The organism is uncultured Shewanella sp. (assembly GCF_947491715.1).
In the GTDB taxonomy this organism is placed as follows: domain Bacteria; phylum Pseudomonadota; class Gammaproteobacteria; order Enterobacterales; family Shewanellaceae; genus Shewanella.
Genome location: NZ_CANLKR010000015.1, coordinates 51,615 through 68,794 on the forward strand (window position 1 = coordinate 51,615; position 17,180 = coordinate 68,794).

General features: G+C 43.3%; 17 protein-coding genes. 14 read left to right on the plus strand and 3 right to left on the minus strand.

The features are described from left to right. The first annotated feature begins 98 nt into the window (after nucleotides 1-98). The 8 genes from rplM to Q0779_RS11895 all read left to right on the plus strand — a co-directional run bounded on the left by rplM (nucleotide 99) and on the right by Q0779_RS11895 (nucleotide 8,231). The gene (gene rplM, locus Q0779_RS11860; RefSeq protein WP_298772814.1) at nucleotides 99-527 is read left to right on the plus strand and encodes a 50S ribosomal protein L13; all 429 of its coding nucleotides are present in this window, start codon (nucleotides 99-101) and stop codon (nucleotides 525-527) included. 14 nt (nucleotides 528-541) lie between these two features. Continuing rightward, nucleotides 542-934, plus strand: a complete 393-nt coding sequence (gene rpsI / locus Q0779_RS11865) for a 30S ribosomal protein S9 (protein ID WP_298772815.1) — start codon at nucleotides 542-544, stop codon at nucleotides 932-934. Nucleotides 935-1,089: 155 nt separating this feature from the next. After that, entirely contained in the window at nucleotides 1,090-1,278 is a 189-nt protein-coding gene (locus tag Q0779_RS11870; protein WP_298772817.1) for a DUF2065 domain-containing protein, read from the plus strand. A gap of 66 nt (nucleotides 1,279-1,344) precedes the next feature. After that, entirely contained in the window at nucleotides 1,345-2,640 is a 1,296-nt protein-coding gene (locus Q0779_RS11875; protein ID WP_298772819.1) for an adenylosuccinate synthase, read from the plus strand. Between the two features lie 334 nt (nucleotides 2,641-2,974). After that, nucleotides 2,975-3,520, plus strand: coding sequence for a flagellar protein MotX (locus Q0779_RS11880; protein ID WP_298772896.1), 546 nt, complete (start codon nucleotides 2,975-2,977; stop codon nucleotides 3,518-3,520). A 64-nt stretch (nucleotides 3,521-3,584) separates the two neighbouring features. Beyond that, the gene (gene rnr, locus Q0779_RS11885; protein ID WP_298772821.1) at nucleotides 3,585-6,107 is read left to right on the plus strand and encodes a ribonuclease R; all 2,523 of its coding nucleotides are present in this window, start codon (nucleotides 3,585-3,587) and stop codon (nucleotides 6,105-6,107) included. After that, the gene (gene rlmB / locus Q0779_RS11890; protein WP_298772822.1) at nucleotides 6,108-6,860 is read left to right on the plus strand and encodes a 23S rRNA (guanosine(2251)-2'-O)-methyltransferase RlmB; all 753 of its coding nucleotides are present in this window, start codon (nucleotides 6,108-6,110) and stop codon (nucleotides 6,858-6,860) included. Nucleotides 6,861-7,880: 1,020 nt separating this feature from the next. Beyond that, a complete protein-coding gene (locus Q0779_RS11895; RefSeq protein WP_298772824.1) occupies nucleotides 7,881-8,231 on the plus strand; it encodes a hypothetical protein in 351 nt (116 codons plus the stop codon). Between the two features lie 114 nt (nucleotides 8,232-8,345). Here Q0779_RS11895 and Q0779_RS11900 read toward each other — a convergent pair whose 3' ends face one another. After that, nucleotides 8,346-8,945 (minus strand): hypothetical protein, encoded by a 600-nt coding sequence (locus Q0779_RS11900; protein ID WP_298772826.1) that lies wholly within the window; start codon nucleotides 8,943-8,945, stop codon nucleotides 8,346-8,348. A gap of 462 nt (nucleotides 8,946-9,407) precedes the next feature. On the opposite strand from Q0779_RS11900, the gene Q0779_RS11905 reads away from it, so the two are divergent. Then, the gene (locus Q0779_RS11905) at nucleotides 9,408-9,881 is read left to right on the plus strand and encodes a DUF1203 domain-containing protein (protein WP_298772828.1); all 474 of its coding nucleotides are present in this window, start codon (nucleotides 9,408-9,410) and stop codon (nucleotides 9,879-9,881) included. A gap of 299 nt (nucleotides 9,882-10,180) precedes the next feature. Then, on the plus strand, nucleotides 10,181-13,549 hold the full coding sequence (locus tag Q0779_RS11910; RefSeq protein ID WP_298772830.1) for an Ig-like domain-containing protein: 3,369 nt from the start codon (nucleotides 10,181-10,183) through the stop codon (nucleotides 13,547-13,549). A 659-nt stretch (nucleotides 13,550-14,208) separates the two neighbouring features. On the opposite strand, the gene Q0779_RS11915 is transcribed toward Q0779_RS11910, so the two are convergent. Then, nucleotides 14,209-14,952: a YdiY family protein gene (locus Q0779_RS11915; RefSeq protein WP_298772897.1), complete on the minus strand. Its 744-nt coding sequence runs from the start codon at nucleotides 14,950-14,952 to the stop codon at nucleotides 14,209-14,211. A gap of 279 nt (nucleotides 14,953-15,231) precedes the next feature. On the opposite strand from Q0779_RS11915, the gene rpsF reads away from it, so the two are divergent. Genes rpsF through rplI form a run of 4 tightly spaced genes read left to right on the plus strand, consistent with a single transcriptional unit; the run spans nucleotide 15,232 to nucleotide 16,691 of the window. Further along, the gene (gene rpsF / locus Q0779_RS11920; RefSeq protein WP_298772898.1) at nucleotides 15,232-15,657 is read left to right on the plus strand and encodes a 30S ribosomal protein S6; all 426 of its coding nucleotides are present in this window, start codon (nucleotides 15,232-15,234) and stop codon (nucleotides 15,655-15,657) included. 8 nt (nucleotides 15,658-15,665) lie between these two features. After that, a complete protein-coding gene (priB, locus tag Q0779_RS11925; RefSeq protein WP_298772832.1) occupies nucleotides 15,666-15,971 on the plus strand; it encodes a primosomal replication protein N in 306 nt (101 codons plus the stop codon). Between the two features lie 11 nt (nucleotides 15,972-15,982). Then, nucleotides 15,983-16,210, plus strand: coding sequence for a 30S ribosomal protein S18 (gene rpsR, locus Q0779_RS11930; protein WP_248939820.1), 228 nt, complete (start codon nucleotides 15,983-15,985; stop codon nucleotides 16,208-16,210). 28 nt (nucleotides 16,211-16,238) lie between these two features. Next, nucleotides 16,239-16,691, plus strand: a complete 453-nt coding sequence (gene rplI / locus Q0779_RS11935; protein WP_298772836.1) for a 50S ribosomal protein L9 — start codon at nucleotides 16,239-16,241, stop codon at nucleotides 16,689-16,691. Between the two features lie 64 nt (nucleotides 16,692-16,755). Here the strand turns inward: rplI and Q0779_RS11940 are convergent, their stop codons facing one another. Next, the gene (locus Q0779_RS11940; RefSeq protein ID WP_298772838.1) at nucleotides 16,756-17,085 is read right to left on the minus strand and encodes an HdeA/HdeB family chaperone; all 330 of its coding nucleotides are present in this window, start codon (nucleotides 17,083-17,085) and stop codon (nucleotides 16,756-16,758) included. Between the last annotated feature and the right edge of the window lie 95 nt (nucleotides 17,086-17,180).

Sequence of the window (17,180 nt, forward strand, 5' to 3'; positions counted from 1 at the left end):
TCTTTGCTCGAAGGGGCGGGGAATGGCACTATTTGTGTTATTTACTCCTTATAGTAGATAGCATGTTGAGACAGAATTTTAACATTGGGTTTTTGTAAATGAAGACTTTTACTGCTAAGCCAGAAACTGTAACTCGTGACTGGTTCGTCGTTGACGCCGAAGGAAAAACTTTGGGTCGTATCGCTACTGAAATTGCTACACGTCTACGTGGTAAGCATAAACCAGAGTACACGCCTCATGTAGATACAGGTGACTATATCATCGTTATTAACGCTGAAAAAGTTGCTGTTACTGGCAATAAAGCCAAGGGTAAAGTGTACTATTCACACTCTGGCTTCATCGGTGGCATTAAGCAAATCACCTTTGAAAAGCTGCAAGATCATAAGCCTGAAATGATTATCGAGAAGGCAGTTAAGGGTATGTTACCAAAAGGTCCTCTGGGCCGTGCCATGTTCCGTAAACTAAAAGTTTATGCTGGTACTGAACATAACCACGCTGCACAACAACCTCAAGTTCTTGATATCTAAACGGGATTAAGCTAATGGCTGCAACTCAATATTACGGCACTGGCCGTCGCAAAACATCTACTGCTCGCGTATTCGCTAAAGTAGGTACGGGTAACATTATTGTTAACCAACAACCTCTTGATCAGTATTTTGGTCGTGAAACAGCTCGTATGGTTGTTCGTCAACCACTAGAGTTAGTTGAAATGACTGATAAACTAGACATCTATGTAACTGTTAAAGGCGGTGGTAACACTGGCCAAGCAGGTGCAATCCGTCACGGTATCACTCGTGCACTGATGCAACTAGATGAAGCTCTACGTCCTTCACTTCGTGCCGCCGGTTTTGTTACCCGTGATGCGCGTAAAGTTGAGCGTAAGAAAGTGGGTCTACGTAAAGCACGTCGTAAACCACAATTCTCAAAACGTTAATTCGTTTTTTGGATTACAAAAAACCCAGCTTATGCTGGGTTTTTTATTGCCTGCAGTTTATGGTTACACGGAATGGGGATTAGTCAGAATGTAAAATAAACATGAATTTCTTTATGTTTGAGTTAGGATCTTTTTTTCATCTTGAGAATAAAAACATGTCATTTGAATCTATCATGCTCGCAATTGCGCTTTTATTAATCATTGAAGGTGTCGGTCCATTATTATTTCCTCGACGTTGGCAGGCCTATTTAAAGGAAATTTCGAATCAAAATCAGGCAGTTCTACAACGGGTGGGAGGGGCTTTTGTTACTGCGGGAATTATTTTATTGATTATTTTTTCATAAATTACTTGCCATTTTCCCCTAAAAATCTGTTAGAATCCTGCTTTAATCGCAACCTTGCAGCAAACAATGGGCAAAAACGTAGTTGTTCTCGGCACCCAATGGGGTGACGAAGGAAAGGGTAAGATAGTCGATCTTCTTACCGAACAGGCAAAATATGTCGTTCGTTATCAAGGTGGCCACAATGCGGGTCATACACTTGTTATCGATGGTGATAAAACCGTTCTTCATCTAATTCCGTCAGGCATCTTACGTGATGATGTTAAATGCATCATCGGTAACGGCGTGGTCTTAGCTCCAGATGCTTTGATGTCTGAAATTAACATGTTGAAAGAACGTGGCGTCCCTGTCGAGGAACGTTTATTAATTTCAGAAGCATGTCCTCTTATTCTTCCTTTCCACTGTGCACTTGATATCGCACGTGAAAAAGCACGCGGCAATAAGGCTATTGGCACGACAGGTCGTGGTATTGGTCCTGCGTATGAAGATAAGATTTCTCGTCGTGGTCTCAGAGTAGGCGATCTGTTTAATCCAGAATTGTTTGCTGAAAAACTAAAAGAAGTGATGGCTTATCACAACTTTATGTTGACTGAGTATTACGGTGAAGAAGCTGTCGATTATGATAAAACATTAGCAGATGCACTGGCCATTGCAGATTACTTGAAGAGTATGTGCGTGGACGTCACTGAATTGTTGGATCAAACACGCAAAGCCGGCCAAGCAATTTTATTTGAAGGGGCACAAGGCACATTGTTAGATATCGATCACGGTACCTATCCTTTTGTGACGTCTTCAAACACCACCGCAGGTGGCGTTGCAACAGGCTCAGGTTTTGGTCCGCGTCATCTCGATTATGTGCTTGGGATCATGAAAGCGTACACCACTCGTGTGGGTGCTGGACCTTTCCCCACTGAACTTGATTGTGAAATTGGTGATTACTTAGGCACTAAAGGCCATGAATTTGGTGCAACCACAGGACGTAAACGTCGTCCAGGTTGGTTAGATGTTGTGGCGATGAAGCGTGCAGTGCAAATCAATAGTGTCAGTGGTTTTTGCTTAACTAAACTGGATGTATTAGACGGTTTAGAAGAAGTTAAAATCTGTGTGGGTTATCAATACCCGAATGGTTCTATTGCGACTGTTACGCCAGCAGCGGCTGAAGGTTATGAGCAGGTGACGCCTGTTTTAGAAACCATGCCGGGTTGGAGTGAAAATACAGCCGGTGCGACATCGATTGATCAATTGCCACAAGCGGCAATTAATTATATCAAGCGTATTGAAGCCTTGCTAGAAACGCCAATTGATATTATTTCAACGGGTCCGGACAGAAATGAGACAATGATCTTAGTGAATCCGTTCAGTTAAACGCTTGTTTAATGAGTTGAATAGTAATTAAGGCCGCGTTGAGCGGCCTTTTTATTGTGAGGACTATGCTTTAATTTCATTGCTCAAAGCACGGACCTTACGCAAATTAAGAAGAACGATAACGAATAGCAATATAATCAAAAAAATTGATGTTGTACCGCACATTTTAAGCGCTAGATCCTTTCTGTTACCTGTGAGCGTGCTCAATTTTATTTTAAGAAATACGCCTAAACGCCGATGATATGAATAAGGATTGTCATTGGGGGTTTTTATGTTAGGTTATGTGTTAGCCTTGATTGTGTTTTTATTTTCGCTATCGAGCGTGGCGACGCCAATGGCGGTGGAGATTTACAGTCAAGAACGTTTACTGACGTTAATTAGAAAGCAGGCGTATTTACAGCAAGTGAAGCGTGATAACTGTCAATTAGTACAAGATATTGAAGCGAGAGCCGATGTGCTCAAACAGCCTTTATATCAATTCTTATGGGGCGAAATGCTCAATGTGGGTCAGTGCGTGAAAGCGGACCCTAAGCGAGGGATTGCACTGTTACGCAAAGCGGCCAATCAAGGCAGCAGCGAAGCCATGATGAAAATGGCAGACTATTATTATCGGGGTCAGTTTGTGATCCAGGATAAAACGAGGGCAGTGCGTTATGTGCTGTCCGCCGCAACTGGCGGCAACGTATCGGCTCAAATGAGCCTAGTGCGTTTATACAATGAAGGTTTAGGCAGTCCGGTGGATTATGAATTAGCCTTTCACTGGTTATATAACGCTGTTTTTACCGATGAGGCGAAAAAAAATGAAGCCTCACAATTATTAAAGTTGCTTGAAAAGCGCATGCCACCCAGTGTGGTGGCTAGAGCCAAGAAGTCGACTTGAATTTTACAATTAAGTGCTAGCCGATAAAAAAGATGAAGGTTGGCACCACTATTTTGGATAATGAATGATCAAAGATCCGCATTTAAAGCGTGAGCAAGAAAAGTATGACAACCCTATCCCTAGCCGTGAGTTTATTTTAGATCACTTACGCGCCCAAACATCACCTCAAAATCGTGAGCAAATCGGTTTAGCGCTGAATATTGAAAGCGAAGAGCAAGTCGAAGCGTTAAGACGTCGACTGCGGGCCATGGAAAGAGATGGCGAGTTGGTGTTTACTCGAGGAAAATCTTACGGATTACCGGAGAGAATGGATCTGTTAACGGGCACCGTTATCGGGCACAGAGATGGATTTGGTTTTTTAAAGTTGGAAGAAGGGGGCGATGACCTCTATATCCATAACCGTGATATGTTGATGTACTTTCATGGTGATAAAGTCTTAGCACAAAAAGCGGGCGTCGATCGCAAAGGTCGTCGTGAAGCGCGTATCGTGCGATTAGTACAACAAAGAACAGCGGCCTTAGTGGGGCGTTTTCACCTCGATGCTGGCATGGGGTTTGTGATTGCTGATGATAAGCGTATCACTCAAGAAATACTGATCCCAGAAGAAGACAGAAAAGGCGCTCGTCAAGGTGATGTGGTGGTGGTGGAGTTAACACGCCGCCCTGGTCGCTATGTCAAAGCAGCGGGGAAAGTGACCGAAGTGCTGGGTCAGCAAATGGCGCCGGGAATGGAAATTGAAATTGCCCTGCGTAATTATGATTTACCCCATACTTGGTCCAGTGTGATTGAGAAAAAATTGCGCCGCATTCCAGACGAAGTCACTGAAGCTGATAAAGAAGGTCGTGTCGATTTACGTCATTTACCGCTTGTGACGATTGATGGTGAAGATGCCCGTGATTTTGATGATGCCGTCTATGCGGAAACCAAAAAAAGTGGCGGTTGGCGTTTATGGGTCGCCATTGCCGATGTGAGTCATTATGTGCGAACAGAGTCTGCGCTCGACAGTGAGGCGCGTGCTCGAGGGAATTCTGTTTATTTCCCGTCGCAAGTGATCCCCATGTTGCCTGAAAAACTCTCTAATGGTTTATGTTCGCTCAAGCCTAAGGTCGATCGTTTGTGCATGGTCGCAGAAATGACCGTATCGGCAAAAGGGAAGTTATCGGGATATAAGTTCTACCCTGCTGTGATGCACTCTCATGCGAGGTTGACTTACACCCAAGTGGCTTCAATGTTAGAAGGTGGAGAGATTACATCAGATCATGAAGCCATTTTCCCACATCTGCAGACATTGCAAAGTTTGTATTTAACCTTAGACGGGACGCGGGCTCAGCGTGGGGCGATTGCCTTTGAAACCACTGAAACGCAGTTTATTTTTAATGAGCAGCGTAAGATTGACAAAATTGTACCGAGCACACGTAATCAAGCCCATAAGATCATTGAAGAATGTATGATTTTAGCCAATGTGGCATCGGCAAAGTTTGTCAAAAAGCATAAGGGTGAAGTGCTGTATCGCGTGCATGAGTCGCCATCAGAGCAAAAGCTGACGCAATTTAAAGACTTTTTGGCTGAGCGTGGACTCACTATGACAGGTGGATTAGAGCCTGAGCCCAGTGATTATCAAGCCATTATGGAGCAAGTGGCCGATAGGCCTGATGCTGAGCTTATTCAAGTCATGCTGCTGCGTTCTATGCGTCAAGCGACGTATACGCCGGATAATGAAGGTCACTTTGGACTCGCGTTGGAAGAATATTCACATTTCACTTCGCCTATTCGTCGTTACCCTGATTTAGTACTGCATCGTGTGATCCGCTATTTATTGGCTAAAAAAGCCGGTAGTGGCAATGATAAATGGACCAGTGATGGCGGTTTTCATTATCAATTAGATGAGCTAGACCAGCTAGGCGTAGAATGCTCTACCACTGAACGGCGCGCAGATGAAGCCACACGTGATGTGAATGATTGGCTCAAGTGTGAATTTATGCAAGATCACGTGGGTGATACCTTTGACGCTGTGATTGCCTCTGTGACGCATTTTGGTTTATTTGTACGCTTAAACAGCCTCTTTATCGATGGTTTAGTGCATATTTCAAGCTTGGGTAGTGATTATTATCAATATGATAATATGCGCCAACGTTTGGTGGGTGAAGCCACTAAGCAAGTGTACCAAATTGGTGATGCCGTAACGGTCAAAGTGGCTGCGGTCGATTTAGACGATCGTAAAATTGATCTGGTTATGGTGGGTGAAGACAAAGGCCGTCGACGTAAAAGCAACAAACCGATGACCGCCAGAGAGCGAGTGAACCAAGAAGGTGCAAAGCTTGGGAGTACTGACTCGAAAGGTGCTGGAAGCCCCAGTAGCCGAAGAGGAAGAAGCAGTGCTGGTAGCAAGGCTGACACAGATAGCCAATCAACTAAGTCTAAAAGCCGCAGTAAAAACCGTCGTAAGACTGGTGGCAGCAAGACTGGCAGCGCGACAGCATCATCGTCAGCTAACGCGACGAAAACTGGCGTGAAAGCCTCAGCAAAAAAATCAAAAACGTCGGCTAAAAAAGCCAAGACGACTAAGCGTAAAGCGAGTAAGAAGTAAATGAAGAAACAAGAATTAACTTTTGGTATTCACGCTGTGGGTGCCGTGTTAGAAAACAGCCCAGAGCGGGTCATTGAAATGTGGGTATTACAAGGGCGTGATGATAAACGCCTTGCGCCCTTGTTAGCGAAAGCGGCAGAGTATGGGGTATCCATTCAATATGCTTCGCGCAAGGCCCTAGATGACAAATCCAGTGGTGCTCAGCATCAAGGCGTCGTCGCAAAAGTGAAAGCGGCCAAGGTTCTCAGTGATAATGAGTTAGATGCGTTGTTAAACCAAGTAAAGGCTGATGAGACCAAAACGCCGTTTTTCTTGATTTTAGATGGCGTGACCGATCCTCATAATCTCGGTGCATGCCTGCGTAATGCCGATGCAGCGGGGGCCCAAGGTGTCATTGTCCCTAAAGATAATTCCGTTGGCTTAACGCCCGTAGTGAGCAAAGTGGCTTGCGGCGCCGCAGAAGTCGTGCCGTTATTTCAAGTGACCAACTTGGCGCGCACTATGCGTTACTTGCAAGAGCAAGGCGTGTGGGTTGTTGGCGCGGCGGGAGAAGCGGATTGTGAATTATATCAAGCCGATTTAAAAGGCCCAATTGCCATTGCCATGGGCGCCGAAGGTAAAGGGCTGCGCCGCTTAAGCCGCGAAAGCTGTGATACCTTAGTGTCAATTCCCATGGCGGGCTCGGTATCAAGCCTGAATGTCTCGGTCGCTACCGGCATTTGCTTGTTTGAAGCAGTGCGCCAAAGATTGTAGTCTTATCGCCCATTCGATAAGCTTGAATGAGTTTAACTAAACCGTTTTTTGTACTTGGTGGTTTGGTTTTTAGCATATTGCTACTATTCTTTTAGCGCAGCTTAGCTGCGCTAAAAGATAGCCCTGAGATCTCATTCACACAAGATTGTGATCACTGACTTTATTTGTATAAAGTTATTTGGTTCGTGTTGTTTCTTATCATTTAAGTCAATTGCCTGCCACAGGTTAAGATCGTGGATCCCCATCCACACTGGGCCAAAGGGGATCAACAGCAAATAATATCCTTATCTAAAGGCCAGTTCGATATCCCTATTTCTCGCTTAAAGAGATGACTACGTCACCTTCGCCCCCTCTTGGAACCCCTTGCCGCCCCTAGCGGAACAAAGCGCTTTATCATTCAAAAAACAAGAATTACTATCGCCTTATATTCGCCGTCTGATGTTTAGGACTAACGAATGTCGTGATGACAAGGATGTCATGGAACGACCGTGGCTCACCTAAGGCTATTTCGGCCCTGATGTTAAGGGACTCACAAATGCAGTGATAACATGGATGTTAAGGAACAGCCATGCCTCAATCACGTTATTCCTGATTGAGTTATCTCAGCTGTTCCTATGGGGGAGATTAAAGCATAAGCTAGTCTGTTGCTTAGAGTTGGCTTATAGATTTCCAAGTTATTAGTTGAGTATCATGAATGGGAACACTTAGCACCCTTAAAAGGAATGTATTTGATCTTTCCTCCATCCTTAATAAAGATAAGTCGTGAACCCATATGATCCTTACAATAGAAACAGATAGGCTATTGCTGCTTCCGCCCAGTGAAGTTGCGTTTGCTATGTACTCAGCGTTTTATACCGATGAACAGGTTTTCAAAATGTATGGCGGGCTCATCAGCGAAGCACCAGCCTGGCTGTGACCAAAAGCCGACGTGAAATGCATTGGGCAATGGTCAGTTTTATCATTTTACTTAAGCGTGCTATAATGTTTTAAAATAAGTCTATAAATTTAATGGGTTATGTAATGAAAAAATGTGCAGTGGCGGGACTCGTTGCTTTAGGTGCTTTGTTGTCTTTTAGTGCTGTTGCCAAAGATTTATCGTCAACAATAGAGCGTGTCTGGATGAAAGGTGATGGTAAGTTGTGGTTAAAAATGACTAGCGATGAATTTGATGCTTATTGTAAACCAGGTTGGTATGGGTTTAATTTATATATACCAGATTCTGATCCTGCTTATCCTTATTACTATGGTTTAATCACTTCTGCATTAGCGAAGCAACAATCTTTATTCATTGCAAACATTGATAAGTTTGATGGGACTGAAAGTTGTGACTTAACAGAGACTGCTTATGGGATAGTCGTTCAGAAAGCTTAATGATATGGAAAAGGTAAACTTATATTTTGAGGAATATAAGTTTCTGTTATAGAAAAAGTGCCATCATCATGATGGCATTTTTAGTTTGCTTTGTTTTTTGAAGCTGCGGAACAATTACTGCTCAAAGGCCACGGTTCTGTGCTGGCAACGGTAAATGTCGGCCATCACTGAGGTGGGGCGGCCGTTATTGGCATCGACAATTTTAGTGATATGAAAACGGTTACCGCCTTGCATATAAGTCTCATTAGCCAGTTCCACCTCTAAACTGTGTGGTGAGGTTTTCTCGATCATATGGGTGGTGAGCACTTTACAGTTTTGATTTTCGATTTCGGCAAAGGTAATGGGTTTGACGCTATTAGCACCGGGCAGTAACTGGATGGTGCCCGCAGGTTTGCTATCATACGCGGTAATGATAGGGCACTTGAACAAGGTCGCGTCAACATTCACTGGACGATGTTTTCTTTTCTCAATGACGTTAGTGATCAAATAGCGGTTAGCCCCAGCCAAATAGGTTTGGTTTTTCAGTTCTGGCTGAAGATTATTAGGGTGCTCCGTTTTAACATTGAAGCTTTTCACAAATTCACACTTATCTTGCGCCGCTTGCACTGCGGTGATTGGGATAACGTTACTGGCTTCTAACATGACGGGGATTTTCTTAGTGGCGCAGCCCGTTGCTGCAAAGGCAAGCAATGAAGCGATAATGACTTTTCTCATTAGGTAATTCCTTATAATCCTTTATATTTTTAATAGGTTAAAACTATTCCTAGTATTAATAAAATAGTGATATTAATAAAATAGTCGTATTAATAAAGTTGACCAGTATATGTTTTTATTGTTAAGCCCGATACCAAATTTTGTCAAAAATGTCGGTTTTATCGCCTAAAATAGAATGACTTAGACTAAAGTGGGTTGAGGGTGTGAACTTTCATTCACACTTGTGAGCCTCTAATTAAGCTGCGCTTAATGGAGATCGTGAACTCCATCCACATTGGGCATTTGTTATTCATCAAGTTGGGCTTATTGAAGGAGGGAGATCTATGATGAAACATGAAACATGAAACATGAAAGAGATGAACTCTGCTTAATTTTTATAGTGTCACTTCCGAATACGGCGAGTATTAAACCAGTTAATCTTTAGTATCAAAAATCTTATTGGCAGTGATAGAGACTTGGACTATGGCTATTAATTTTTTGATAAAAGCACTCAATATGGATATTTTTTATGAATACATGCTCAAAGATGATGAGGAGTTAAGTTTTTCTCATGCATCTTGGCTGACTGTTGATGCGACTCCTGGTTATCCTTGTCGTGTTTCCCTCACTGATGCAAAAATAGGTGAGAATGTTTTGGTGGTATCTTTTTGTCATCATAATGTTAGTTCTCCCTATAGAGCCTATGGTGCTATTTTTGTTAGAGAAAAAGCAACAATGGCGGTTTTAGATATTAATGAAGTCCCTGAAATGCTACGGTGTAGAATATTATCAATAAGAGCTTATAACGCTGAAACATTTATGATTGGTGCAGAAGTGATATCAGGAGAAAAGCTAGAGTTTGCGATTGATAGACAATTTCAGAATAGAGATGTTGAATACATCCATATTCATAATGCAAATCCTGGTTGCTTTAATTGCAGTGTATACCGAGCTTGAAAATAAGCATAGGCCGCAAGAGTCGAAATTAAAGCCATGACCACAGTTCAGTAATCTAGACGCTTAATTGTAAAATCTATTTTGTGATAAGTGTTATCAATGTAGTTGTTATAAAATTGCCTCCAATATGTTACATTTGGTTTTTTTTAGGGGTGGTAAATCTATTTGTGCATTAGGTCGTGTCGTTCGGCAATCACTTTTTGGCCTCAAAAAAGTAAAATAATCAGAATGAAAATGAACATAATAAGCGATGAAGTATCGATTATTAGTGGTCTCAAGGATGAAATTAAGGGAAAGATATGGATATAAAATTATCAGTTTTATTTCTTGCCATGTGCATAGGCTTAACAGGCTGTGGAGGGGGGGGGGAAGACAATAATAAGCCTGCTTCTGATCCAGTTACAGAAAACCCAGATCCCATCACCTCTTCAGTTACTGACAATCTCGCGCCGATCGCGATGGATGATAGCGCCAATACAGCCTTTAATACTGGGATCCTCATTAATGTGCTCGCCAATGACACTGATCCCGATGGTGATCCATTGCATATCAGCCAAGTTAGTGCCATCAGTGGTGGTCAGCCAAGTATTGAAGAGGATCAGATACGCTTTACTCCAACAGAAAACTTTAGCGGCCAGGCTCAGTTCGATTATCAAGTGAGTGATGCTCATGGGCTGACGTCATCGGCCAAGGTCAGCGTGCAAGTAATAGCACCAGTAATAGAAAATCTCGCGCCGATGGCGATGGATGATAGCGCCAGTACAGCCTTTAATACCGGGATCCTCATTAATGTGCTCGCCAATGACAGTGATCCCGATGGTGATCCATTGCATATCAGCCAAGTTAGTGCCATCAGTGGTGGTCAGCCAAGTATTGAAGAGGATCAGATACGCTTTACTCCAACAGAAAACTTTAGCGGGCAGGCCCAGTTCGATTATCAAGTGAGTGACGCTCATGGGCTAATGTCATCGGCCAAGGTCAGCGTGCAAGTGCTAGTGCCAGTGATGGAAAATAGCCAGCCTATCGCTAATGCCGACACTGTATTATTGAATCGTCCTTGGACAGGGGTGATCGATCCCTTAGTCAATGATACCGATCCTGATGGCGATCCGCTTAATATTATCAATGCTCGGCTGGTAAGTGATCTCTCTGAGATCACGCTAGATATTGCTGACAACAAAATTCATTTTTTCGGTGCAGATAGACTGGGAGTTGGCAGTACTGCTCATGTTGAATATACCATCAGTGACGGGCATACTGCGCCTGTCATTGGTACCATTTTGGTGACTTTAAATAACCCTCCTAGTGCTCAAATGGACAGTGTGCAAATTTGGCAGGGAGAGTCTGTGACGCTGGATGTGTTGGCCAATGATTTTGATATCGATGAAGATCAACTCAAGATAGTGTCAGTGACCCCGCGTATCGATGAGCCAGATGGACTTGGGAGTATGGAGATCATAACGCAAGATGCTTACCAGCAACTAAAATTTACCCCCTTGAGTGATTTTGTGGGTTTCGCTTTATTTGATTATGTACTGGAAGATGAACACGGTGATGCAGCGTTATTTTCAGGTGCCGTGAGTATTGAAGTACTGAGTGAACAGGTGCCAATTTTAGAAGATGACAGTGCGAGCACGGCGTATGAAACGCCCGTGACTATAGCGGTACTGGATAATGACAGCGATAACGAAGCGTGGCAACTGCTTGAGGTAGTGCAGGCACCCAATGAAGGCACTGCTGAAGTATTAGATGACTTATCGATACACTATACACCAGCTGAAGGTTTCAGTGGTGAGGTATCTTTTCATTATCAGGTGACCGATCCACGAGGCAATGCCGCCAGTGCAGAGGTTGTGGTGACTGTCGCGGAGCCTGAACCGTTACAAGCCGTGGCTGATATTATCAGTATGCGTAATGATCATCCACGGCTGATCTTGCCACTAGAAAATGATCTAGGATATGGCATCTTGAGTTTAAGCAGTGTCGCTGTAGAGCAAGTGGTTAATGGGCTACTGACGGTAGATCTTGAGTCAGGAGAGTTAAGCTATCGGCCAAATAGTGATTTTGTCGGTAATGAGCGTTTTAGCTATCAAGTGACTAATTATGAAGGTGAGATCAGTAGCGCGCAGGTGGTGATAAATGTGCGCGAGCAAGCCGACTTACTGCGAGCAATCGATCTCAACGATATTGCCAACAATGATCTTAGCACTGCACAGAATCATCACCTTACCTCAGATCATGATACCGAGTTAGTTAAATTGGGGGAGCGTTTGCATAATATCGGCGACATTAATGACGATGGTGTGAACGATCTGGCCCTCTCGCTTCGTTCCACGAGCATTGATAATATTGCTTATTATCTGCTTTGGGGGATAGGTGAACAAGATAATGGTGAAGTGTCACTGACACAGTTAGAGAGTGTGGAGGGCGATCTTACTTTAGGGCAAAAGCTTATCACGAGCAGTCCTGAAAGATTGTGGGGATTGACATTGCCGTGGGAGATATTGCAAGCAGATTTGAATCTTGATGGTCAAGCCGAGTTGTGGTTTTCAGATAGCCGTCCTGCACAGCTAAATGGGGTGCCTGTGAGTGGCCTTATTCTTGAACCGCAGATAGATTTAATGCAAGTTGCACAGCAAATCATCAAACCAGGTACTAGTGTACCCGCTGGGGAATTAAATATTGACACAGTATTTACGGCAATGACTGTATTGGATCTTAATCAGGATGGTAATGAGGATCTGTTATTAAATACAACTGATGGGATTTTTGTCGATGGTGTTAGTCAGCCTCAAGTGTTAGCACCGCATGTGCAGTTATTGTTTGGGCCTTTGTACGACAGTGAGATCATTGCAGGGGTGGAAGGCACGGTGGCAGTGCAAGATAAAATGCTGATTGAAGGCATTACTCGTTCAGGTTGGTCTGCGACAGGTGTCCCCAGTATCGATATGGATCAAGATGGCTTTACAGATTTAGTGATCTCGGCAACAAATAATAGCCATGTAAAGGTGATTTGGAGTCGTGATCAGGTGTTTCCTCCGATGTTGAATTTACTCGGGGTATCGCCGGAACAAGGGATTACCTTACAGCTAGATAATGACAATAGTATTAAGGAGGTGAAAGCGGTTGCTGATGTCAATGGGGATGGCAGTGCAGATATGCTGTTGTATGCTAACACCAGTCTTTATTTGATCTATAGTCAGAGTCAAGCGAGTTGGGCTGAGTTTATATCGGAGTCGGGAGTGATCGAAGTCGCCACCTTAGTGGATCGCCAGCAAGCACAGCGGATCGAGTTGCGTTCAACTTATGCTACTCCTGCAACGGGAGATGTAAACCAAGATGGCTATGCTGATGTACTGTTATATCTGCCACAGCTTACTCAAGATGGAGAATTACAAGCACAGTGGCAGTTATTATTAGGCAGCGCCGCAGGTTTTCCAAGTTCGATAGCGCTCAGCGATGTCAACAGTCATGACTGCATTATCATTGCAGATAGCCGACCAGTGTCAGCTGATACTCGCTATACCTCATTATTGCAAGACTTTAATGCTGATGGTTTTGATGACATAGTGATCAGTAATGGATTACAGGAGGTCTTTGTGATTTATGGCGGGCCGCAATTTGGTGTCAATAATGGATTGGCTATTTCATGGCGAGTTGAGCTTTAATATTAATAATGAAAAGCGCATGGTTTAGTTAATGTAATGCACTGTTTATTTGTTGATAAATAGTGCATTTTTATATTGCTTGTTCATCATTTCATTTGCGAAAAAATTGATGTTTAACTGGTGAAGTATTGTATAGCTAAATCAGAACAATATGCGAGAATACTTAGTTCATAAAGATGCTATCCAGAATACTTAAAAACCCACTTCGAAGAAACTATCTGTAGATACATCTGTGACCTTCGGCTTCAGGGATGAAGTCGTAGAGCGGCCATTGCCAAAATTGTTCCCAACAATTTAAGACATTCCCTGCTATCCATGCAGGTCAGATATTTACAACGATGTCCCTATCTAAAAGCCAGTTCGACATCCTGTCTCTCGCTCATTAACTTATGACCTTGTCATATTCGCCGTGTTACAGGAGTATCTACACAAAAGCCTGCGGCAGCAATAAGGATCAATAAGACTACAAACAGTAAAACTCTCACCAATACCAATGAAGCCAAACGCTAATTTACATTTTGCCCCAGTGTGAGTGGGAACTCACGACCTTAGCCCCATCGCAGGGCGAAGGTTACAAGGTAACCTTCCTGAGCGAAAGATAAGGATATCGAACTGGCCTTTAAACACGGAAGTGGTAAGAATATAAATTAGCCATACCTTTATTGAAAGGTATACAACAAACCTATGGTGGTAATGGTATCGGTTTGCTTTGTTCCTTCGGGTACGATTTGGGTGTATTTCATGACTGTGCCTATGGTGAAAGCCCAGTCTTGAAATAAGGTATTTTTATAACTGACATCGAGGCCGAGGGTGTTGTTGTCGGCGCCCACCTCTGAGGTGAGGGCGGCATTGAGGCTGGTGTATTCTTGCATTTTAAATTCAAAAATCGCGGCTGAACGTAAAATGATATCTTTGTTGGCACTGGGGTTGGGTTCGCTGTCGGTCGCAATGGCTAAGTTATAGCGATAACCGGGACCCACTTCTAGACTTAATTTGGTTTTGCTGTTGCTCACGGCATCGAAACCGTAACCACTCGATAGGGTATAAATACGTGTATAACTGCCGAATCGGTCCCAAGTACCATCACCGCGGCCGAAGACATAACCGCTGTCGAGTTTGTAGTTCGATTGCAGTTGTAAATCATACCGCTCAGACGTCGCACTTTGTGAGTCTGCAGCATAATAGGCTTTCATGGTCGCTTCTTGCTTAGCCGTGGTGGTATCGTAGACCAATTTGGTTCGACCATTGAAGCTGGTGGTGTTGGTATTGCCTGTATTGAGCTGAAAACCGCCTTCTATTTCGGCGGTAAAATCACTGGGTGGCTCTTTAAAATCGGGTGGAACTAATGCCTGCGCAAAAAAGGGGAGCCCTAATGTGCAGACAACAACAATAGCTCTAAACATGATGCTGAATTCTTGGGGGCCTAGCCGGCCTAAATTAGGTTTTTCTAATGGGCCAGTATCATACCGATAATCCACAGCGGCGCAAAGTGAATTAGTGTTAAATATATTCAGCTTAACGATGTTTAAATCTTTTCTCGTGGGCTTGTAGGATAGCGCTTGAATTCTGGGGCTGTTTTGTGTAATACTGCGCCGCTTAATTCAGTCACTTTAATTCGTTCCTTGCCTCTATTTGGGCCGACTGAACCAAGAATGAGGCTAGATAACCGTAAGGAGCAAAAAATGCGTCATTATGAGATCGTATTTTTGGTTCACCCTGATCAGAGTGAACAAGTACCTGGCATGATTGAGCGTTACACGGGTATTTTTACCCAAGCTGGCGGTCAAGTTCATCGTTTAGAAGATTGGGGCCGTCGTCAATTGGCTTACCCAATCATCGAATTGCATAAAGCTCACTATGTTCTTATGAACGTAGAGACAACTGCAGAATCGATTGAAGAATTAGAAACAGCTTTCCGTTTCAACGACGCTGTTCTGCGTAGCATGGTTATGCGTACTAAAGCTGCCATCACTGAAGCTTCTCCAATGGCTAAAGCAAAAGACGAGCGTGATACTCGTCGTTCTAATGACAGTGAGCGCGAAGAGCGCCCTGCAGTAGAAGCTGCCGCTGAAGAAGTGAATGAAAGCGCTGAAAACACAGCTGAGTAAGTTTTTCTGTGTTCACTAATCAGCTGAGTTTATCTGGTGTGATCACACGCAGTCGGCGATTTGACAGTCCAGCAGGCATAGCCCATGTGGTATTGCAGTTGGAGCACAAATCCCAACGTTTTGAAGCACAAATGCTTAGAAATGTGTACTGCCAGATACAAGTTGTATTAAGTGGAGATGGGTTTAATCACCTAACAGAACAACTGAAAATGGGCGTGGCAATTCAAGTGGACGGTTTTATTGCTCAACAACAGAGTAGAAATGGTCAATCTCGCTTGGTATTACACGCTGAAAATGTCGAATTGAAAACTTAGGAGACTGTCATATGGCACGTTATTTCCGCCGTCGCAAATTCTGTCGTTTCACCGCTGAAGGTGTTACACAGATCGATTATAAAGATATTGTTACTCTAAAGAACTATATCACTGAAAGTGGTAAAATTGTTCCTAGTCGTATCACTGGTACGAATGCTAAATATCAACGTCAACTAGCTCGCGCTATTAAGCGTGCTCGTTATCTTTCTCTACTGCCGTACACTGATTTACATCAGTAATACTGCAATCATTTAGAGGAATTAAATAATGAACGTTATTTTACTTGATAAAATTGCTAACCTAGGCAACTTAGGTGACCAAGTTTCAGTTAAAGCGGGCTATGCACGTAACTTCCTTTTACCACAAGGTAAAGCGGTTATTGCTAATGCTGCAAATACTGAAGTGTTCCAAGCGCGTCGCGCTGAACTAGAAGCTAAATTAGCGGGTGAATTAGCTACTGCTAATGCACGTGCTGAGAAATTGGCTGCATTAGAAAGCGTTGTTATCGCTTCTAAAGCCGGTGATGAAGGCAAGCTATTTGGTTCAATTGGTAACCGTGATATTGCTGATGCAGTAACAGCTGCTGGTGTTGAATTGGCTAAAAGTGAAGTTCGTCTTCCACTAGGTGCATTACGCAACACTGGTGATTTCGAAGTTGAAGTCCAATTACACACTGAAGTAAAAGCGATTGCAAAAATCTCTGTTGTTGCAGAAGATTAATTGTTACTTACTTTAAGAAAAACACCGCCTTAGGGCGGTGTTTTTTTATCTCTACTAATCGGTTTTAATGGCTATGATCGGCCCCTTTTGCGCCTTTGGCATCTTTGGCCTTTTTATTGGTGGCTTTGACAGCATCACTGACCTTAGCTTTAGGGTTCTTTTTACAAAAATCCACAACATCATCGACTTGAACATCATCCAGTTCATCAACTTCAACAACATTCACATTGCCAGCGTCGTCAACTCCGACGAGGTAGCCGACAACAACAGGTACAAGATCATCATCTACCTGTAAAAAGTCTTCACACTTTAGATCTTTCACTTTGGTATGTGCAGCCATACTGAATGGGCTGATAAATAATAGTGACATAAAGATGATCGGTAAAAATTTCATATCGCTCTCCAAATTAACATCATGAGTAATAGACATGAACTCTAATGAGCTGTCCTTAGGCGGCTATGTCCGTGCCTGATTAAGTTGGCACGGAA